Source organism: Sinorhizobium fredii NGR234 (assembly GCF_000018545.1).
Taxonomy (GTDB): domain Bacteria; phylum Pseudomonadota; class Alphaproteobacteria; order Rhizobiales; family Rhizobiaceae; genus Sinorhizobium; species Sinorhizobium fredii_A.
Map to the genome: position 1 here is coordinate 1,259,035 of NC_012587.1, position 14,925 is coordinate 1,273,959.

Annotated in this window: 14 protein-coding genes, 1 tRNA gene and 1 pseudogene; 7 read left to right on the forward strand and 9 right to left on the reverse strand. The window is 62.7% G+C overall.

Annotation, left to right across the window (positions count from 1 at the left end; genetic code table 11):
* Window positions 1-152 precede the first annotated feature (152 nt).
* The 3 genes from NGR_RS17345 to sugE all read left to right on the forward strand — a co-directional run bounded on the left by NGR_RS17345 (window position 153) and on the right by sugE (window position 3,317).
* A complete protein-coding gene (locus tag NGR_RS17345) occupies window positions 153-1,541 on the forward strand; it encodes a DegQ family serine endoprotease (RefSeq protein ID WP_012707777.1) in 1,389 nt (462 codons plus the stop codon).
* A complete protein-coding gene (locus NGR_RS17350) occupies window positions 1,538-2,848 on the forward strand; it encodes a replication-associated recombination protein A (protein WP_012707778.1) in 1,311 nt (436 codons plus the stop codon). The genes NGR_RS17345 and NGR_RS17350 overlap by 4 nt, the downstream gene beginning before the upstream one ends.
* Window positions 2,849-3,002: 154 nt before the next feature.
* Complete coding sequence (sugE, locus tag NGR_RS17355) at window positions 3,003-3,317, forward strand: quaternary ammonium compound efflux SMR transporter SugE (RefSeq protein ID WP_012707779.1); 315 nt, start codon at window positions 3,003-3,005, stop codon at window positions 3,315-3,317.
* A 36-nt stretch (window positions 3,318-3,353) separates the two neighbouring features.
* On the opposite strand, the gene NGR_RS17360 is transcribed toward sugE, so the two are convergent.
* From NGR_RS17360 to NGR_RS17370, 3 genes are read right to left on the reverse strand one after another with little or no spacing between them, the layout of a single operon-like run.
* Window positions 3,354-4,136 carry an ATP12 family chaperone protein gene (locus NGR_RS17360; protein WP_012707780.1) on the reverse strand — a complete coding sequence of 261 codons (783 nt, stop codon included), beginning with the start codon at window positions 4,134-4,136 and terminating at the stop codon, window positions 3,354-3,356.
* Window positions 4,129-4,794, reverse strand: a complete 666-nt coding sequence (locus NGR_RS17365; RefSeq protein WP_012707781.1) for an HAD-IA family hydrolase — start codon at window positions 4,792-4,794, stop codon at window positions 4,129-4,131. The genes NGR_RS17360 and NGR_RS17365 overlap by 8 nt, the downstream gene beginning before the upstream one ends.
* Complete coding sequence (locus tag NGR_RS17370; protein ID WP_012707782.1) at window positions 4,794-5,786, reverse strand: RluA family pseudouridine synthase; 993 nt, start codon at window positions 5,784-5,786, stop codon at window positions 4,794-4,796. The genes NGR_RS17365 and NGR_RS17370 overlap by 1 nt, the downstream gene beginning before the upstream one ends.
* Before the next feature lie 452 nt (window positions 5,787-6,238).
* On the opposite strand from NGR_RS17370, the gene NGR_RS17380 reads away from it, so the two are divergent.
* On the forward strand, window positions 6,239-6,550 hold the full coding sequence (locus NGR_RS17380) for a DUF1883 domain-containing protein (RefSeq protein WP_012707783.1): 312 nt from the start codon (window positions 6,239-6,241) through the stop codon (window positions 6,548-6,550).
* A 13-nt stretch (window positions 6,551-6,563) separates the two neighbouring features.
* On the opposite strand, the gene fghA is transcribed toward NGR_RS17380, so the two are convergent.
* The 5 genes from fghA to NGR_RS17405 form a co-directional block, all read right to left on the reverse strand.
* Window positions 6,564-7,397, reverse strand: a complete 834-nt coding sequence (fghA, locus tag NGR_RS17385) for an S-formylglutathione hydrolase (protein ID WP_012707784.1) — start codon at window positions 7,395-7,397, stop codon at window positions 6,564-6,566.
* Window positions 7,394-8,074 carry a DUF1345 domain-containing protein gene (locus tag NGR_RS17390; RefSeq protein ID WP_012707785.1) on the reverse strand — a complete coding sequence of 227 codons (681 nt, stop codon included), beginning with the start codon at window positions 8,072-8,074 and terminating at the stop codon, window positions 7,394-7,396. The genes fghA and NGR_RS17390 overlap by 4 nt, the downstream gene beginning before the upstream one ends.
* Window positions 8,075-8,102: 28 nt before the next feature.
* Complete coding sequence (locus NGR_RS17395; RefSeq protein ID WP_164924278.1) at window positions 8,103-8,543, reverse strand: YaiI/YqxD family protein; 441 nt, start codon at window positions 8,541-8,543, stop codon at window positions 8,103-8,105.
* Between the two features lie 66 nt (window positions 8,544-8,609).
* Window positions 8,610-9,737, reverse strand: a complete 1,128-nt coding sequence (locus NGR_RS17400; RefSeq protein ID WP_012707787.1) for an S-(hydroxymethyl)glutathione dehydrogenase/class III alcohol dehydrogenase — start codon at window positions 9,735-9,737, stop codon at window positions 8,610-8,612.
* A gap of 94 nt (window positions 9,738-9,831) precedes the next feature.
* The gene (locus NGR_RS17405; RefSeq protein ID WP_012707788.1) at window positions 9,832-10,227 is read right to left on the reverse strand and encodes a helix-turn-helix domain-containing protein; all 396 of its coding nucleotides are present in this window, start codon (window positions 10,225-10,227) and stop codon (window positions 9,832-9,834) included.
* Window positions 10,228-10,528: 301 nt separating this feature from the next.
* On the opposite strand from NGR_RS17405, the pseudogene NGR_RS17410 reads away from it, so the two are divergent.
* Window positions 10,529-11,415 (forward strand): annotated as a pseudogene (locus tag NGR_RS17410) (DMT family transporter).
* A gap of 11 nt (window positions 11,416-11,426) precedes the next feature.
* On the opposite strand, the gene lipB reads toward NGR_RS17410, so the two are convergent.
* Window positions 11,427-12,152, reverse strand: a complete 726-nt coding sequence (gene lipB / locus NGR_RS17415; protein WP_012707791.1) for a lipoyl(octanoyl) transferase LipB — start codon at window positions 12,150-12,152, stop codon at window positions 11,427-11,429.
* Window positions 12,153-12,348: 196 nt separating this feature from the next.
* Between lipB and NGR_RS17420 the strand changes: the two genes are divergently transcribed.
* Window positions 12,349-12,433 (forward strand) — tRNA-Leu (locus NGR_RS17420).
* A gap of 533 nt (window positions 12,434-12,966) precedes the next feature.
* Window positions 12,967-14,916 carry a PrkA family serine protein kinase gene (locus NGR_RS17425; RefSeq protein WP_012707792.1) on the forward strand — a complete coding sequence of 650 codons (1,950 nt, stop codon included), beginning with the start codon at window positions 12,967-12,969 and terminating at the stop codon, window positions 14,914-14,916.
* Window positions 14,917-14,925 lie beyond the last annotated feature (9 nt).

The following is a 14,925-nucleotide window of genomic DNA, read 5'->3' on the forward strand; positions in this document are numbered from 1 at the left end:
TCTTGCGAAATCCTATCTGAACCTACAGCGCCGCGCGTCTTATCAGACGCGCAAAGGTCGCTGTAGTACTTTGAATTGCTGCATGTTTTTATCCTTAAATCGGCTAGGATTTAAGGAAACATGCAGGCCGGCAACGAAAGGGAGAATGCTTCATGAATTTTGGCCGCCGAGCCTTGCCGGCTCTTGTTCTTGCGATTGCCATGTCCGCCCCGGCCACAGCGCAAGAGAACAAGACCGTCCCGCAATCCCACACGGAAATGCAGCTGTCTTTCGCGCCGCTGGTCAAGCAGACGGCGAATGCCGTGGTGAATGTCTATGCCGAGCGGGTCGTCGAGCGGCGATCGGTCGATCCCTTCTTCGAGGAGTTCTTTGGCCAGCGCATGCCGAACCGCACGGAGAAGCAGTCGTCGCTCGGATCCGGGGTGATCGTTCGCAGTGACGGCATCGTGGTGACCAACAATCACGTCATCGAGGGGGCAGACGACATCAAGGTGGCACTTGCCGACGGGCGGGAGTATCCCTGCAAGATCATCCTCAAGGACGATCGCCTCGACCTCGCGGTCATGAAGATCGAGGCGGATGGGCCGTTCGGCATCATCCCGATCGGCGACTCGGATGCCGTCGAAGTCGGCGATCTCGTCCTGGCGATGGGCAACCCGTTCGGGGTCGGGCAGACGGTGACCAGCGGCATCGTTTCGGCGCTCGCCCGCAACCAGGTTTCTTCCGGCGATTTCGGCTTCTTCATCCAGACCGACGCGGCGATCAACCCCGGCAATTCCGGCGGCGGCTTGATCAACGTGAAGGGTGAACTGATCGGCATCAACACCGCGATCTTCTCGCGGGGCGGTGGCTCGAACGGCGTCGGCTTCGCAATCCCGGCAAACCTTGTGAAGGTCTTCGTGGCCTCAGCGGAGGGCGGTGGCGGCTCCTTCATCCGTCCCTTCGTCGGCGCGACCTTCGAGCCGGTCACGTCAGATGTCGCCGAAGCGCTGGGCCTCGATCGGGCCCGCGGCGCCCTCGTGTCGGCCGTTCAGCCGGATGGACCGGCGGCGAATGCCGGCATGAAGCCGGGGCAGGTGGTGACGGCCGTCAACGGCATTTCGGTGGAGCACCCGGATGCTCTCGGCTACCGGCTGACGACCGTCGGGATCGGCCATGAAGCACGGGTCACGGTTACCGAACATGGTGAGGCGCACGACATCACCCTGAAGCTCGAGCAGGCACCGGAAACCGCGCCGCGCGACGAACGGCTGATCGAGGGGAGGAACCCCTTTGCCGGCGCCGTCGTCGCCAATCTTTCGCCGCGGCTTGCCGATGAACTGCGCATGCCGACGTCGCTCACGGGAGTCGTCGTCACCGAGGTCAATCGCGGCTCGCCCGCAGCGCGCATTGGCCTTGAGCCGAAAGATATCGTACGCTCCGTCAATGGAACGCCGATCGACAATTCGAAGACGCTGGAAAGCATCGTTGCCGAAGACGCCTCGTTCTGGCGGGTCGAGATCGAGCGCGACGGCCAGCTAATCCGACAATTCTTCCGATGAGCGATCTCTTCTCCCCCGTTGAACCGCCTGAGATGGCCTCGGCAAGGCCGCTTGCCGACCGGCTGCGGCCGCGCACGCTCGCCGAGGTGACCGGGCAGGAACATTTGACCGGCGCGGACGGCGCCCTGACGCGGATGATCGCCTCGGGCTCGCTCGGCTCGATGATCTTTTGGGGGCCGCCGGGCACCGGCAAGACCACCGTCGCCCGCCTGCTTTCCGGGGAGGCGGGCCTGGCCTTCGAGCAGATCTCGGCGATCTTCTCCGGCGTCGCCGACCTCAAGAAGGTTTTCGAATCCGCCCGTGCCCGGCGCATGTCGGGACGTCAGACATTGCTCTTCGTCGATGAGATTCATCGCTTCAACCGCGCCCAGCAGGACAGTTTCCTGCCCGTCATGGAAAACGGGACCGTGATCCTCGTCGGTGCCACCACCGAGAATCCTTCTTTCGAGCTCAACGCCGCGCTGCTCTCGCGGGCGCGGGTGCTGACCTTCAAGGCGCATGACGAGGCGAGCCTCGAAGAACTCCTGACGCGTGCCGAGCAGGCCGAGGGCAAGCCGCTGCCGCTCGACGCGGACGCCCGCGGCAGCCTGATCCGCATGGCCGATGGCGATGGCCGGGCGGTGCTGACGCTAGCCGAAGAGGTCTGGCGGGCGGCGCGCCAGGACGAGATTTTCGACACCGAGGCGCTGCGGGACATCGTCCAGCGCCGTGCGCCGGTTTACGACAAGGGCCAGGACGGTCACTACAATCTGATCTCGGCGCTGCACAAGTCGGTTCGCGGATCCGACCCGGACGCGGCGCTCTACTATCTCTGCCGGATGTTCGATGCAGGCGAGGATCCATTGTATATCGGCAGGCGGCTGGTGCGGATGGCGATCGAGGATATCGGCCTTGCCGATCCGCAGGCGCTGGTGATCTGCAACGCCGCCAAGGATGCCTATGACTATCTCGGTTCGCCGGAAGGCGAACTGGCGCTGGCGCAGGCCTGCGTCTATGTCGCCACGGCGCCGAAATCGAACGCGCTCTATACGGCCTACAAGGGGGCTATGCGCGCCGCCAAGGAAAACGGCTCGCTGCTGCCGCCGAAGCATATCCTCAATGCGCCGACCAAGCTCATGAAGGGGGAGGGCTACGGCGAGGGCTACCGCTACGATCATGACGAACCGGATGCTTTTTCCGGCCAGGATTACTTCCCCGAGAAGATGGGTCGGAAGACCTTCTACGATCCTCCGGAGCGCGGCTTCGAGCGGGACATCCGCAAGCGGCTCGAGTGGTGGGCGAAACTGCGCCGCGAGCGGAATTCCTGACGAGCGGTGCCGGCGATGCAAGGCTGGTTTGCCGGCGGGGCGTCTTGCTGCCTGCGCCGCCTTGTGGCAGTGAAAGCATGATGCAGACGGCTGCACGGATCTACAGATCCGAACACCCGCGGGGACGGCCTCGCTCCAGTTGAAGGAGCCTGACATGGCCTGGTTCACTCTGCTTCTCGCCGGACTTCTCGAAATCGGCTGGGCAATCGGCCTCAAATATACCGACGGATTTACGCGGCTGACGCCGACCGTGCTCACGGTCGGATCGATGATCCTGAGCGTGGTCCTGCTTGGAATCGCAGTGCGTTCGCTGCCGCTCGGCACGGCCTATGCCGTCTGGACCGGCATCGGCACGATCGGCACCGTCATCCTCGGCATTGTTCTCTTCGCCGAGCCCGCGACAGCCGTTCGGCTCGGCTGCATCGGCCTGATCGTCGCCGGCATTGCCGGTCTCAAGCTCGCCGCCTGACGCATAGTAAGGCGCCTGCCGCTACGGCAGGCGCTCTTATCTCAGTGCGTCGAGCACGGCGGTGGCCGCCTGCATTTCCTGCCAGCGCTTCTCGCGCCGTTGGAAGGCCTCCTCGTCGGTGCCCCAATGGTCGATCTGCCAGTCCTCGTCGACATGGGCGGCCGACCATGCGTCTTCCGCCGAGAGCCGGCCCATGCCGAAGGCCAACGCGAGCAGGGCCGATCCAGTCAGTGTGGTGATCGTGTGCAGGCAGGCGAGGCCGAGCGGCGTTGCAAAGGCGCGCAGGCCTTCGGCATAGGCGGAAATCGCCTCGCGCGGCTGTTCCTGGTGAATGACACCCTCGACAAGGATGAATCGGGCGCCAAGCGATTGGGCCGCCCAATCGATAACCGGATTCCAGATGGCGTTCTGCCGTTCCACCAGCCCGGCCGGGCTGTCGGCGCGATAGCAGAGTAGGTCGCTGCCGGTGAAACGCAGGATGTCGTCGAAGACGGCGCGCTGGTCGAGCGCCACGCCGTCAAGGGCGGTGTTGACGAGGCGGGTCAGCGGCATGGCCGATGGATCGATGATCTCGGCCTGTGCATCCCACTCGGCGGCCAGCAGCTCTGCAAGCTTGCGTGTGGGGACGGCGAGCGGCCGTTTTGCGGGCGTGCGGACGGACCGGCCGTCGAGAAGGACGGCGTGGCCGCCGCCTTCTGCCGGGGCGACGCCGACAGTCTTGTAGAAACGTTTCGCCAACGGCTTCTGCATCTGGATCTGCGCTCGGCGCACCGGATCTTCGTGGCTGAGGTTGCTCAAGTCGTCGCGAATATCAGGCATGGTTCGCTTCCATCCATTCGATGATGTCTGCCGGCACCCGGGCAATGTGATCGGCGCCGGCCTCGACCAGTTCCGGAACGCTGGCATAACCCCAGGCGACCCCGAGGGCACCGGCGCCAGCCGCCTTTGCCATCTGCATATCGTAAATCGCGTCGCCGATCACAATGGTGTCCTTCGGGTCGACGCCTGCCTCGACGCAGCACTCCATCACCATGGCCGGATGCGGCTTCGAGGGACAGTCGTCCGCAGTCCGCGAGACGAAGAACAGCTTGTCGAAACCGTGGGTCGCGGCGATGTGCCGGAGGCCCTGCCTCGACTTTCCGGTCACCGCGCCGATCAACACTTCGTCGCGGGCGGCCAAGACTTGCATCATCTCGGCAATGCCCGGAAACAGCGCTTCCTGGAAGACCCGTTCACCGCGAACCGTGCTGAAGATCGACTTGTAATGTGTCGTCATCGCCGTGGCGCGGTCGTCGACGTGAAGCTGGCCCAGCAACCGGGCAATCGCGATGTCGAGCGTCAGCCCGATGATCGACCTCGTCGCCCCCGCCTCGGGCCGGCGAAGCTCGAAAGCATCGAAGGTGCGGCTCATCACCTCATGGATGAGGCCGGCGCTGTCGACCAGCGTTCCGTCGCAATCGAAGAGCACCAGCTTCATCAATCGTCCTCGCCGGCGGCGCTCTCGTCCAGGCCGAGCAGGTTCCAGCTCTGCACCATATGCGGGGGAAGGGGCGCCGTGACCTTCAGCCGGCCACCGTTCGGATGCGGAATATCGATACAGCGGGCATGCAGGTGCAGCCGGTTCTGGATGCCGCCGGGAAAGGTCCAGTTGACGTCCGCCTCGAAATATTTCGGGTCGCCGATGATCGGATGGCCGATATGGGCGGCGTGGACGCGCAGTTGATGGGTGCGGCCGGTATAGGGTTCCATTTCCAGCCAGGCGAGGTTCTGGCCGGCCTGCTCGACGATCCGGTAATAGGAGATGGCGTGGTCGGCGCCGTCGTCGCCGTGCTTGGCGATCCGCATCCGGTCGCCGTCCGGCGTCTGCTCCTTGACCAGCCAGGTAGAGATACGGTCCTCGCGTTTGCGCGGCACGCCCTTGACCAGCGACCAGTAAATCTTCCTCGTATCGCGTTCGCGAAAGGCGGCCGTCAATTGCTGAGCCGCGCCGCGCGTCCGCGCGATGACCAGCACGCCGGACGTATCGCGGTCCAGCCGATGCACGAGGCGCGGCTTCTCGCCCTTCTGGCTCGTCCAGGCCTCGAGCATCTTGTCGATGTGCCGGCTGACGCCGGAGCCGCCCTGCACGGCGAGGCCGGCAGGCTTGTTGAGCACGATGACCTTGGCGTCTTCATGCAGCACCATGCGCGACAGGAGATCTCCATCGGAGGAATGGCGGAGATCCCGCCCGCCGATCGGGCCGGTTTTCGTGTCTTTCGCGTCGACGCCAAGCGGCGGTACGCGGATCGTCTGGCCGGGCTGCACGCGCGTGTCGGATTTCGCCCGCGCGCCGTCGACGCGGATCTGGCCGGAACGCAACAGCTTCTGCAGCGGGCCGAATCCCAAGCCTGGATAATGCACCTTGAACCAGCGGTCGAGGCGCATGCCCGCCTCGTCGCCATCCACCTGCCTGTGTTCTATGCCTGCCATCTGCCGCGATCCGCTTCGAGTTCTTCAATGGGTGGCTTTAGAGCCTTTCCTGGTTAAATTGAACCATTCTGTTGGCTCAAGCGGAGTGGAATGTTTGCTCGGCTGGCGCGCGGCGTAGCCAACGCATACGGCCAAGCCAGCCGAGCAAACAGGCCGCCCGCTTCAGCCAACCCGAAGGGCCGGGCATCTTTCCGCCAGGTTCAGAGGTGATCGCCTCGGCCGTACCTTCGGGTACGACCTTCGACAATCGCCTCTGCCCTGGCGAAAACCTGCTCCGGCAGAATGGTTCAATTTATCCAGGAAAGGCTCTAAACCATTGCGGCCATCAGGACCAGTCCGGCGAAGACTGCGGGGCTCAAAAGAACGACGAAGTGGGAAAGGCCAACACTTTTCGTTAAGCGCCCACCGCTACTGTCGTAGCGATGTCTTATATATGGCCCGGTCGGACGGCGATGGCGAAGCAAGCCCTGAACTACACGCATTACGATCTGAAGGCCCAAAGGGCCGGCACACGGATCGAGATCACGCTATCGGCCGTTGCCAATGTTCGCCTGATGACCGATGTCAACTTCACGCGCTACACGGAAACGCTGAAGCACCAGTTCTTCGGCGGCGTGGCGCGGAAGTCGCCACTGCGGATGACGATCCCCGAGACGGCGCACTGGCATCTGGTAATCGACACCGAAGGCCATCACGGCCTCGCGGATTCGAGCGTGCGTGTGATCGAGTCTGCCGGCCAGCCACGGTTCCAGCCGGCCTCCTGACGGGAAGGCAGGCTCAGCCGAGCCTCTCGGCGTGCCACTTCAGGTGATCGTCCATGAAGGTCGAGATGAAATAGTAGGAATGGTCGTAGCGCTCGTGCATGCGAAGCGTCAGGCCGATGCCGGTGTCCTTCACCGCCTCTTCGAAGAGCCACGGCCGCAATCCGTTCTCAAGGAAGCCGTCCGCCTTGCCCTGGTCGATCAGGAATTCCGGAAAGCGGGCGCCGTCCTCGACGAGCGCACAGGCGTCGTATTTTCGCCAGGCGGCCTTGTCGACGCCGAGATATTTCTCGAAGGCGCCGACCGACCAGTCGGCGGACGAGGGGGCGACGATCGGCGCAAAGGCCGAGCAACTCCTGAAGCGCTCAGGGTTCTTGAGCGCGACGGTCATGGCGCCATGGCCGCCCATCGAATGGCCGAAGATGCCCTGCCGGTCCATGTCGACGCGGAAATGCTCGCGGACAAGCGCAGGCAGTTCCTCGGTGATGTAGCTGTACATCCGATAGTGTTCCGCCCAGGGTTCCTGCGTCGCATCGAGGTAGAAGCCGGCGCCCTTGCCCATCTGCCAGTTGGCCAGCTCGTCCGCCACATCCGCCCCGCGCGGACTGGTGTCAGGGCAGACGACGATCAGGCCGAGCTCGGCGGCCATGCGGCGATATTCGCCCTTTTCCATGACGTTCGCGTGGGTGCAGGTGAGGCCGGAGAGATACCAGACCACCGGGCGAGGCTCGCGGGTCGCCTGCGGCGGCACATAGACGGCGAAAGTCATTTCGCCCTTGCAGGCCTTGGAGTCATGCGCGAAGACGCCCTGCATGCCGCCAAAGGCGGTGTTCTGCGAGATGACTTTCATTGAATGCTCCCTGGAAGTGACGGAGTGCCGCCGGCAAGCTGGACCGCGGCATTGACCGCGGCTGCGACGAGCACCGTGTTGAAGAAGAACGAGACGACCGCATGCATCAAGTTGACGCGCCGCATCGCCGTTGTGGTGATGGCAACGTCGGAGGTCTGCGCGGTCATGCCGATGACGAAGGCGAAATAGAGAAAATCATAGCCGCCGGGTGCTTCCGTCTCAGGAAAGGCCAGCCCACGCGAGGCGGGATCGCTGCCGTCGGCGCGGCGGTTCGCGAGCCAGTAGAGATGCGCATAGTGCAGCGCCGCCATCGTATGGACGGTTGCCCATCCGAGCGTGACCGAGGCGAAGGCGAGGGTCAATTCGACCGCACTGCCGTCGCCGGCGCGATTGAGCGCTGCGAACAGCGCCACCAGCGATACGGCGGCCGCCAAAAGCGTCACCAGAAAGATGATCGGCTCCGGTTCACCCGTATCGCGCGCATTTGCCTCGAGATAATGTCCGGTGAGTTTCGGCAGCCGGAAGGCCGTGATTGTCAGGTATATGCAAAAGAAGACGATGGCGGCGATCTCTATCGCCTCCTCGCGAAACAATACATGCCCGACCGGCGCACTGAGAAGGGCACCGGCAAGCGCCAGGTAGAATGGCCAATGCCTCAGCCGGGTCTTCGATGTCATTCGCCGCTCACGCCGTTGTTCCCGCGCTTCACCTTTTGACCTGACGGCAGAGCCGGTCAAGCGTTTCGAGGAAAGCGGAGCGGTCTCGTCCGGTAAAGGAGGCGTTGTAGCCCTTGCTTTCGCCCGTCTCCCGCAACTGCGCGCCGAGATCCCGCATCGCCGAAGCGAGCCCGATATTCGCCTTGTCGAAGACCCGGCCGGTCGGCCCGGTGACGAGTGCACCCGTGGCGACGCAGCGCCCGGCAAGCGGGACGTCGGCGGTGACGACGATATCGCCTTCGCGGGCATGCTCGGCGATCCAATTGTCCGCGGCGTCGAAGCCCGCCGAGACGATGACATTGTGGACCATCGGGTCACGCGACGGCCGCAGCCCCGAATTGGCGACGAAGGTGACTTCGAAGCCGTGGCGTTCGGCCACCTTGAGGATTTCCGCCTTCACCGGGCAGGCATCGGCATCGACATAGATCATCGGCAATTCCCGGCAGAACGGAAAGCGCCGGAACTGATCCGGCACCCCGATACTTTCGTTGTGATTTCAGTAGACGACGACCGAGCGGATGCTTTCGCCTGAATGCATCAGCTCGAAGCCCCTGTTGATGTCGTCGAGGGCCATGGTGTGGGTGATCATCGGATCGATCTCGATCTTGCCCTCCATGTACCAGTCGACGATCTTCGGCACGTCGGTGCGGCCGCGCGCGCCGCCGAAGGCGGTGCCCATCCAGGTGCGGCCGGTGACCAGCTGGAACGGCCGCGTCGCGATCTCCTGGCCGGCGCCGGCCACGCCGATCACCACCGACTTGCCCCAGCCGCGATGCGAGGCCTCGAGCGCCTGGCGCATCACCTTGGTATTGCCGGTGCAGTCGAAGGTGTAGTCGGCGCCGCCGATCTGGTCGGCGCCGCGCTTCGTCATGTTGACGAGATAGGCGACGATGTCCTCGCCGACCTCTGTCGGGTTGACGAAGTGGGTCATGCCGAACTTCTCGCCCCAGGCCTTCTTGTCGTTGTTCAGGTCGACGCCGATGATCATGTCGGCGCCGGCAAGCCGAAGCCCCTGGATGACGTTGAGGCCGATGCCGCCGAGACCGAAGACGATCGCCGTGGCGCCCATCTCCACCTTGGCCGTGTTGATCACCGCGCCGATGCCGGTGGTCACCCCGCAGCCGATGTAGCAGATCTTGTCGAAGGGCGCGTCCGGGTTGACCTTGGCGACGGCGATCTCCGGCAGCACGGTGAAATTGGCGAAGGTCGAGCAGCCCATATAGTGGTGGATCTTGTCCTTGCCGATCGAGAAGCGGCTCGTGCCGTCCGGCATCAGGCCTTGCCCCTGGGTGGCGCGGATCGCGGTGCAGAGGTTGGTCTTGCGCGATAGGCAGGAGGGGCAGGCGCGGCATTCCGGCGTATAGAGCGGAATGACATGGTCGCCCTTCTTCACGCTAGTGACGCCGGGGCCGACATCGACGACGATGCCGGCGCCCTCATGGCCGAGGATCGCCGGGAACAGGCCTTCCGGGTCGGCGCCCGACAGGGTGAAATCGTCGGTGTGGCAGATGCCGGTCGCCTTGACCTCGATGAGCACCTCGCCGGCCCGCGGGCCCTCGAGCTGAACCGTCATCACTTCCAGCGGCTTGCCGGCCTGCGTGGCCACGGCGGCACGTACGTCCATTGTTCTTCTCCCTCGAAAATCGCAACTGTTCGGCGATCGCACTGCATTCGTCAATACAACGACATGCGACGCGCGTAAGCTGAAAATACATGACTTATCGGATATTTTCCTCGATCCGTTCCAACTCGCTCTCAAGCGCCGCGATCGCTTCTCCGGTTTGTTCGTGCAGTCTTTTGACGAGTTCGAGTTGCTCGCGAAGCGCGGTATGCGAATGGGATGGCCCTTCGTCGGGGGCACGGCCGATTCCGGTAATCAGCCAGGCTGGCGTGACACCGAGCACGCTGGCGAGCATGAAGAGCCTGTTCGTGCGCGGCTCGGCACGGTCGCGCTCCCAGGCGGATATGGTCTCGCCGCGCACGCCGACCCTGACCGCCAGTTCCTTGATCGATAGTTTTGCCGCGTCGCGCGCTCTCCAGATACGGCCGCCCAGCGTGTCGCCGTCTCCCGTCTGACGCAGGCGCGCGATCACGGTTTCGGTGGATAAGCGCATGGCTCGCTCTCCTCTTCACCTGACATCTTCGATGGCCCGCACGGTGCCGGCCCGCACGGTGCCGGAATGCCCTTGCGGGGCGAAGGTGAGCCGAGCTTATCGGCATTCGCACTCGGGCGGAGCACTCCGAAGCGTCATAAACGCAGCCAAAAGCGGCTCGTTCGCTTCATTGACGATTGTGCTCGGCCCGGCGTTGAAACGGCGATGAAACAGGCTAGGTTCAGGACCGAACTCCAGCTTCGGATTGGGAATGACCGTGAACGGAATAGTACAGACGGCTGCCGTCCAGCGTAGCGCAGTGATGCAGGGCGTGACGATCATGCTGTTCGCCATGATCATCCTGCCCTGCATGGATGCGATCGCGAAATACATGGCGGTCCAGAGGGCATGTCGCCCGGCCAGGTGACCTTCTACCGCTTCTTCTTTCAGCTCGTCTCGATCGTTCCGTTGCTGCTGACGGCGGGCGGATTGCGGGCGATCTATCCGAAGCGGCTTTGGCCGAACCTGCTGCGCGGCGTGCTGCTTGCCGCGGCCGCCCTGCTGTTCTTCGTTTCCGTAAAATACATGCCGCTCGCCGACGCATTCGCGATCTATTTCGTCGAGCCTTTCATCCTGACATGCCTTTCGGCACTGATCCTGCGCGAAAAAGTCGGCTGGCGTCGGTGGACCGCCATTGCCGTTGGATTTGGCGGTGCAATGATCGTCATTCAGCCGAGCTTTGCCATATTCGGCCTGACGGCACTGCTGCCGATGGCCTGCGCTTTCCTATTCGCCTGCTATCTCTTCCTCAACCGCGCGGTGGGCAGCGCCGATTCGCCGCTTGCCATGCAGACGATCGCCGGAATTGGCGGCACGCTCTTCATGGTGGGCGTCATCGCGATCGGCAACGGGTTCGGAGCCGTCGATTTCGAGCCGTCGTTGCCGCGATCGCCGCTGGGCTGGATCCTCGTGATCGCCTTAGGGACGATATCGAGCTACGGCCATCTCCTCGTCGTCAAGGCCTTCCGCCTGGCGCCTTTGTCGCTGCTGGCGCCGTTCCATTATTTCGAGATCGTTTCCGCGACGGCGCTCGGCTACCTGGTTTTCGGTGACTTTCCGACACCCTCCAGATGGCTCGGCATCGCCGTCATCGTCGGCTCCGGATTGTTCATCATCTGGCGAGAGCGAGGAAAGCGGAGGCCGGATTAGCGCGCTTCCCGTTATTCCCGCAGGCTCTCGGTGCGCGTCGGCCCGAAAACCGTCTCGAACGCATCCCTGATCCGGATATCGACGTCGGACATCATTACCGGCAGGCCCAGGTCGACGAGGCTGGTCACGCCATAGTCCCGGATGCCGCAGGGAACGATGCCCTCGAAATGATCGAGATCCGGATCGACATTCAGCGAGAAGCCGTGGAAGCTGACCCATCTGCGCAGCCGGATGCCGATGGCGGCGACCTTGTCCTCGGCCATTGATCCATCGATGAGCGGCGGCTTTTCCGGGCGGCGCACCCAGACGCCGACCCGGTCCTCGCGGCGCTCGCCCTTGATGTTCATCGAATCAAGCGTTGCGATGACAACACTTTCGAGGGCGGCGACGAAGCCGCGAACGTCTTGGCGGCGGCGCTTCAGGTCGAGCATGACATAGACGACCCGCTGTCCGGGACCGTGATAGGTGTATTCGCCGCCACGGCCGGTGGCAAACACCGGAAAGCGTCCGGGCATCACCAGGTCGGTCTCGTTCGCGCTCGTCCCGGCCGTGTAGAGGGGCGGGTGCTCGACCAGCCAGACCAGCTCGTCCGCGGTGCCGTCCGCAATAGCGGCGGCCTCCCGCTCCATCGTCTCGACCGCCTGTGGATAATCGACGAGGGAAGGGGCGATGCGCCAGCGCACCGGCGACGACCCCGGTGCTGCAAACATGGTCTGGCTGAGGTTCTCACGCTGCATGAAAAGCCTGCATTGATGATTTTTCCCGGCCCGTACATGGGGCCGCGCGCGGCAAGAGTCCAGCGTTTCCAGCACCTCGCGAAAGGGGCGTGGAAATAGTTCCGTTTCCCGTCAAATTTCTGTCGTCATACCCTTGTGCACCCCGAATCCTTTTGCTACATGCAGCCCCGCCGACGCAATCGGCACCTACCACGATGCGGTCGTGGCGGAATTGGTAGACGCGCAGCGTTGAGGTCGCTGTGGGGCAACCCGTGGAAGTTCGAGTCTTCTCGACCGCACCATCAAGTTTAAAAGGACCCCGTAACCTGATGGTTGAACGGGGTTTTTATTTATCAGGCGTCGGCGCGTCGGCGTTCCGGTAAGCTTGGCCCTTCAGGTCGTCGCGGCTCTCTCTCGTCCATATGGGCGTCGCTTCCCCCCCGGACTCGTTAGAGAGTGCCCGGCTAGGCTACTCACGATGTCACCGTCTCTACACAACATTGTTTACCGCTAAATTCGTGAAATCGTAAAAAAAAAGTCGGCGAAAGGCCGGCTTTTGGTTATGCTCTTATTGTCATGACGGATTCGCGAGAAGCGCCGGCATGACGGGGTGACAGAGCGACGAGTCTTGCGGAATGGCGTTCTCAATCCTTGATGAGGCGCCGATCGATCGGTCCCGAACTGATGTGCGGATGTCGTCGTGAGCTGCTGCTTCGGCATCCGCTTGCAGTGCCGGTTAAGAAGGAACTTTGAAGTCAGCAAACCGTTCACTTGAAGCAATGCCCGACTGGCAGCGATCCCGGTTCAACCAAGCGGCTTGCCGCGGGAGAGCACGATGCAAAGGAGTGAATCTGACGTCTTCGACCTCTTTTCGGAGATCTATTCGAGTGCAGCGCAAGAAGAGATAAGTCTGCAGGAATATCTCCTCGCATGTCGCGACGACAAGAGTATGTATGCCACCGCGCAGGAGCGGATGGTGGATGCCATCGGCGAACCGGTCCTCGTCGATACCAGCGCTGACGAGCGCCTCGGCCGAATCTTCTCCAACAGAACCATCAAGATCTATCCGGCCTTTTCCGATTTCTTCGGCATGGAGGACACGATCGAGCGGATCGTCGGCTACTTCCGCTATGCTGCCCAAGGTCTCGAGGAGCGCAAGCAGGTTCTCTACCTCCTTGGCCCGGTCGGCGGCGGCAAGTCTTCGCTTGCGGAGCGGCTGAAGAAGCTCATGGAGCAGCGGCCGATCTATACGCTGATGGTCGACGGCAAGATCAGCCCGGTCTTCGAATCTCCCTTGGGCCTGTTTCATCCCGAGCGCATGGCCGACCTCCTCGAGGACAAATACGGCATCGCTCGGCGGAGGCTTACCGGCCTGATTTCCCCCTGGGCGGCAAAGCGGCTCGACGAGGTCGGCGGCGACATATCGAAATTCAGCGTCGTCAAGCTTACGCCGTCGCGCCTGCGTCAGATCGCCATCGCCAAGACAGAGCCTGGGGACGAAAACAACCAGGATGTCTCCTCGCTGGTCGGCAAGGTCGACATCCGCCAACTCGAGAACTACAGCCAGGCGGATCCGGATGCCTATTCCTATAGTGGCGGCCTGAACCGCACGACGCAAGGGCTGCTGGAATTCGTCGAGATGTTCAAGGCGCCGATCAAGGTGCTGCACCCGCTTCTGACGGCGACCCAGGAGGGCAGCTACAACGGGACGGAGAATTTCGGTGCCTTCCCTTATCAGGGAACGATCCTGGCGCACTCGAACGAATCGGAATGGCTCCAGTTCAAGAACAACCGCAACAACGAGGCGTTCCTCGACCGCATCCTGGTGGTCAAGGTTCCCTATTGCCTGCGCGTCACCGAAGAGAAGATGATCTATGAGAAGCTTCTTCGTGAGAGCGAGTTGTTCAACAATCGCTGCGCTCCGGAGGTACTGGAGATCCTGAGCCGCTTTACCGTCTCGACGCGGCTGGTGCCGCATGAGAACTCGTCGCTTTACACGAAGATGCGCGTCTATGACGGCGAGAACCTCAAGGATGTCGATCCGAAGGCGCGCTCGGTCCAGGAATATCGCGACGCCGCGGGCGTCGACGAAGGCATGACCGGCGTCAGCACGCGCTTCGCCTTCAAGGTTCTGTCGGAGACCTTCAACTACGATACGAAGGAGGTCGCCGCCGATCCTGTTCACCTGATGTACATCATGGAACAGGCGATCAAGCGCGAGCAGTTCGCGAAGGAAACCGAAGCGGCCTATCTCGACTTCATCAAGTCGGAGCTTGCCAGCCGCTATGCCGAATTCATCGGCCATGAAATCCAGAAAGCCTATCTGGAATCCTACAGCGAATACGGCCAGAACCTCTTCGACCGCTACATCGCCTATGCCGACGCATGGCTCGAGGATCAGGACTTCAAGGATCCCGATACGGGCCAGATCCTCAACCGCAAGATCCTCGACAGCGAACTGTCGCAGATCGAAAAGCCGGCCGGCATTGCCAACCCGAAGGACTTCCGCAACGAGGTCGTCAAGTTCACGCTGCGCGCCCGTGCCAAGAACCACGGCCGCAACCCGTCCTGGACGAGCTACGAGAAACTCAGGGAAGTCATCGAGAAACGGATGTTCGGTCAGGTCGAGGACCTGCTGCCGGTTATCAGCTTCGGCTCCAAGAAAGACAGCGCGACCGAGAAGCAACATTTCGAATTCGTCCAGCGCATGGCGGAGCGTGGCTACACCGAACGGCAGGTGCGTCGACTGGTCGACTGGTACATGCGCGTCAACAAGGCAGGCTAAGGGTGCGGT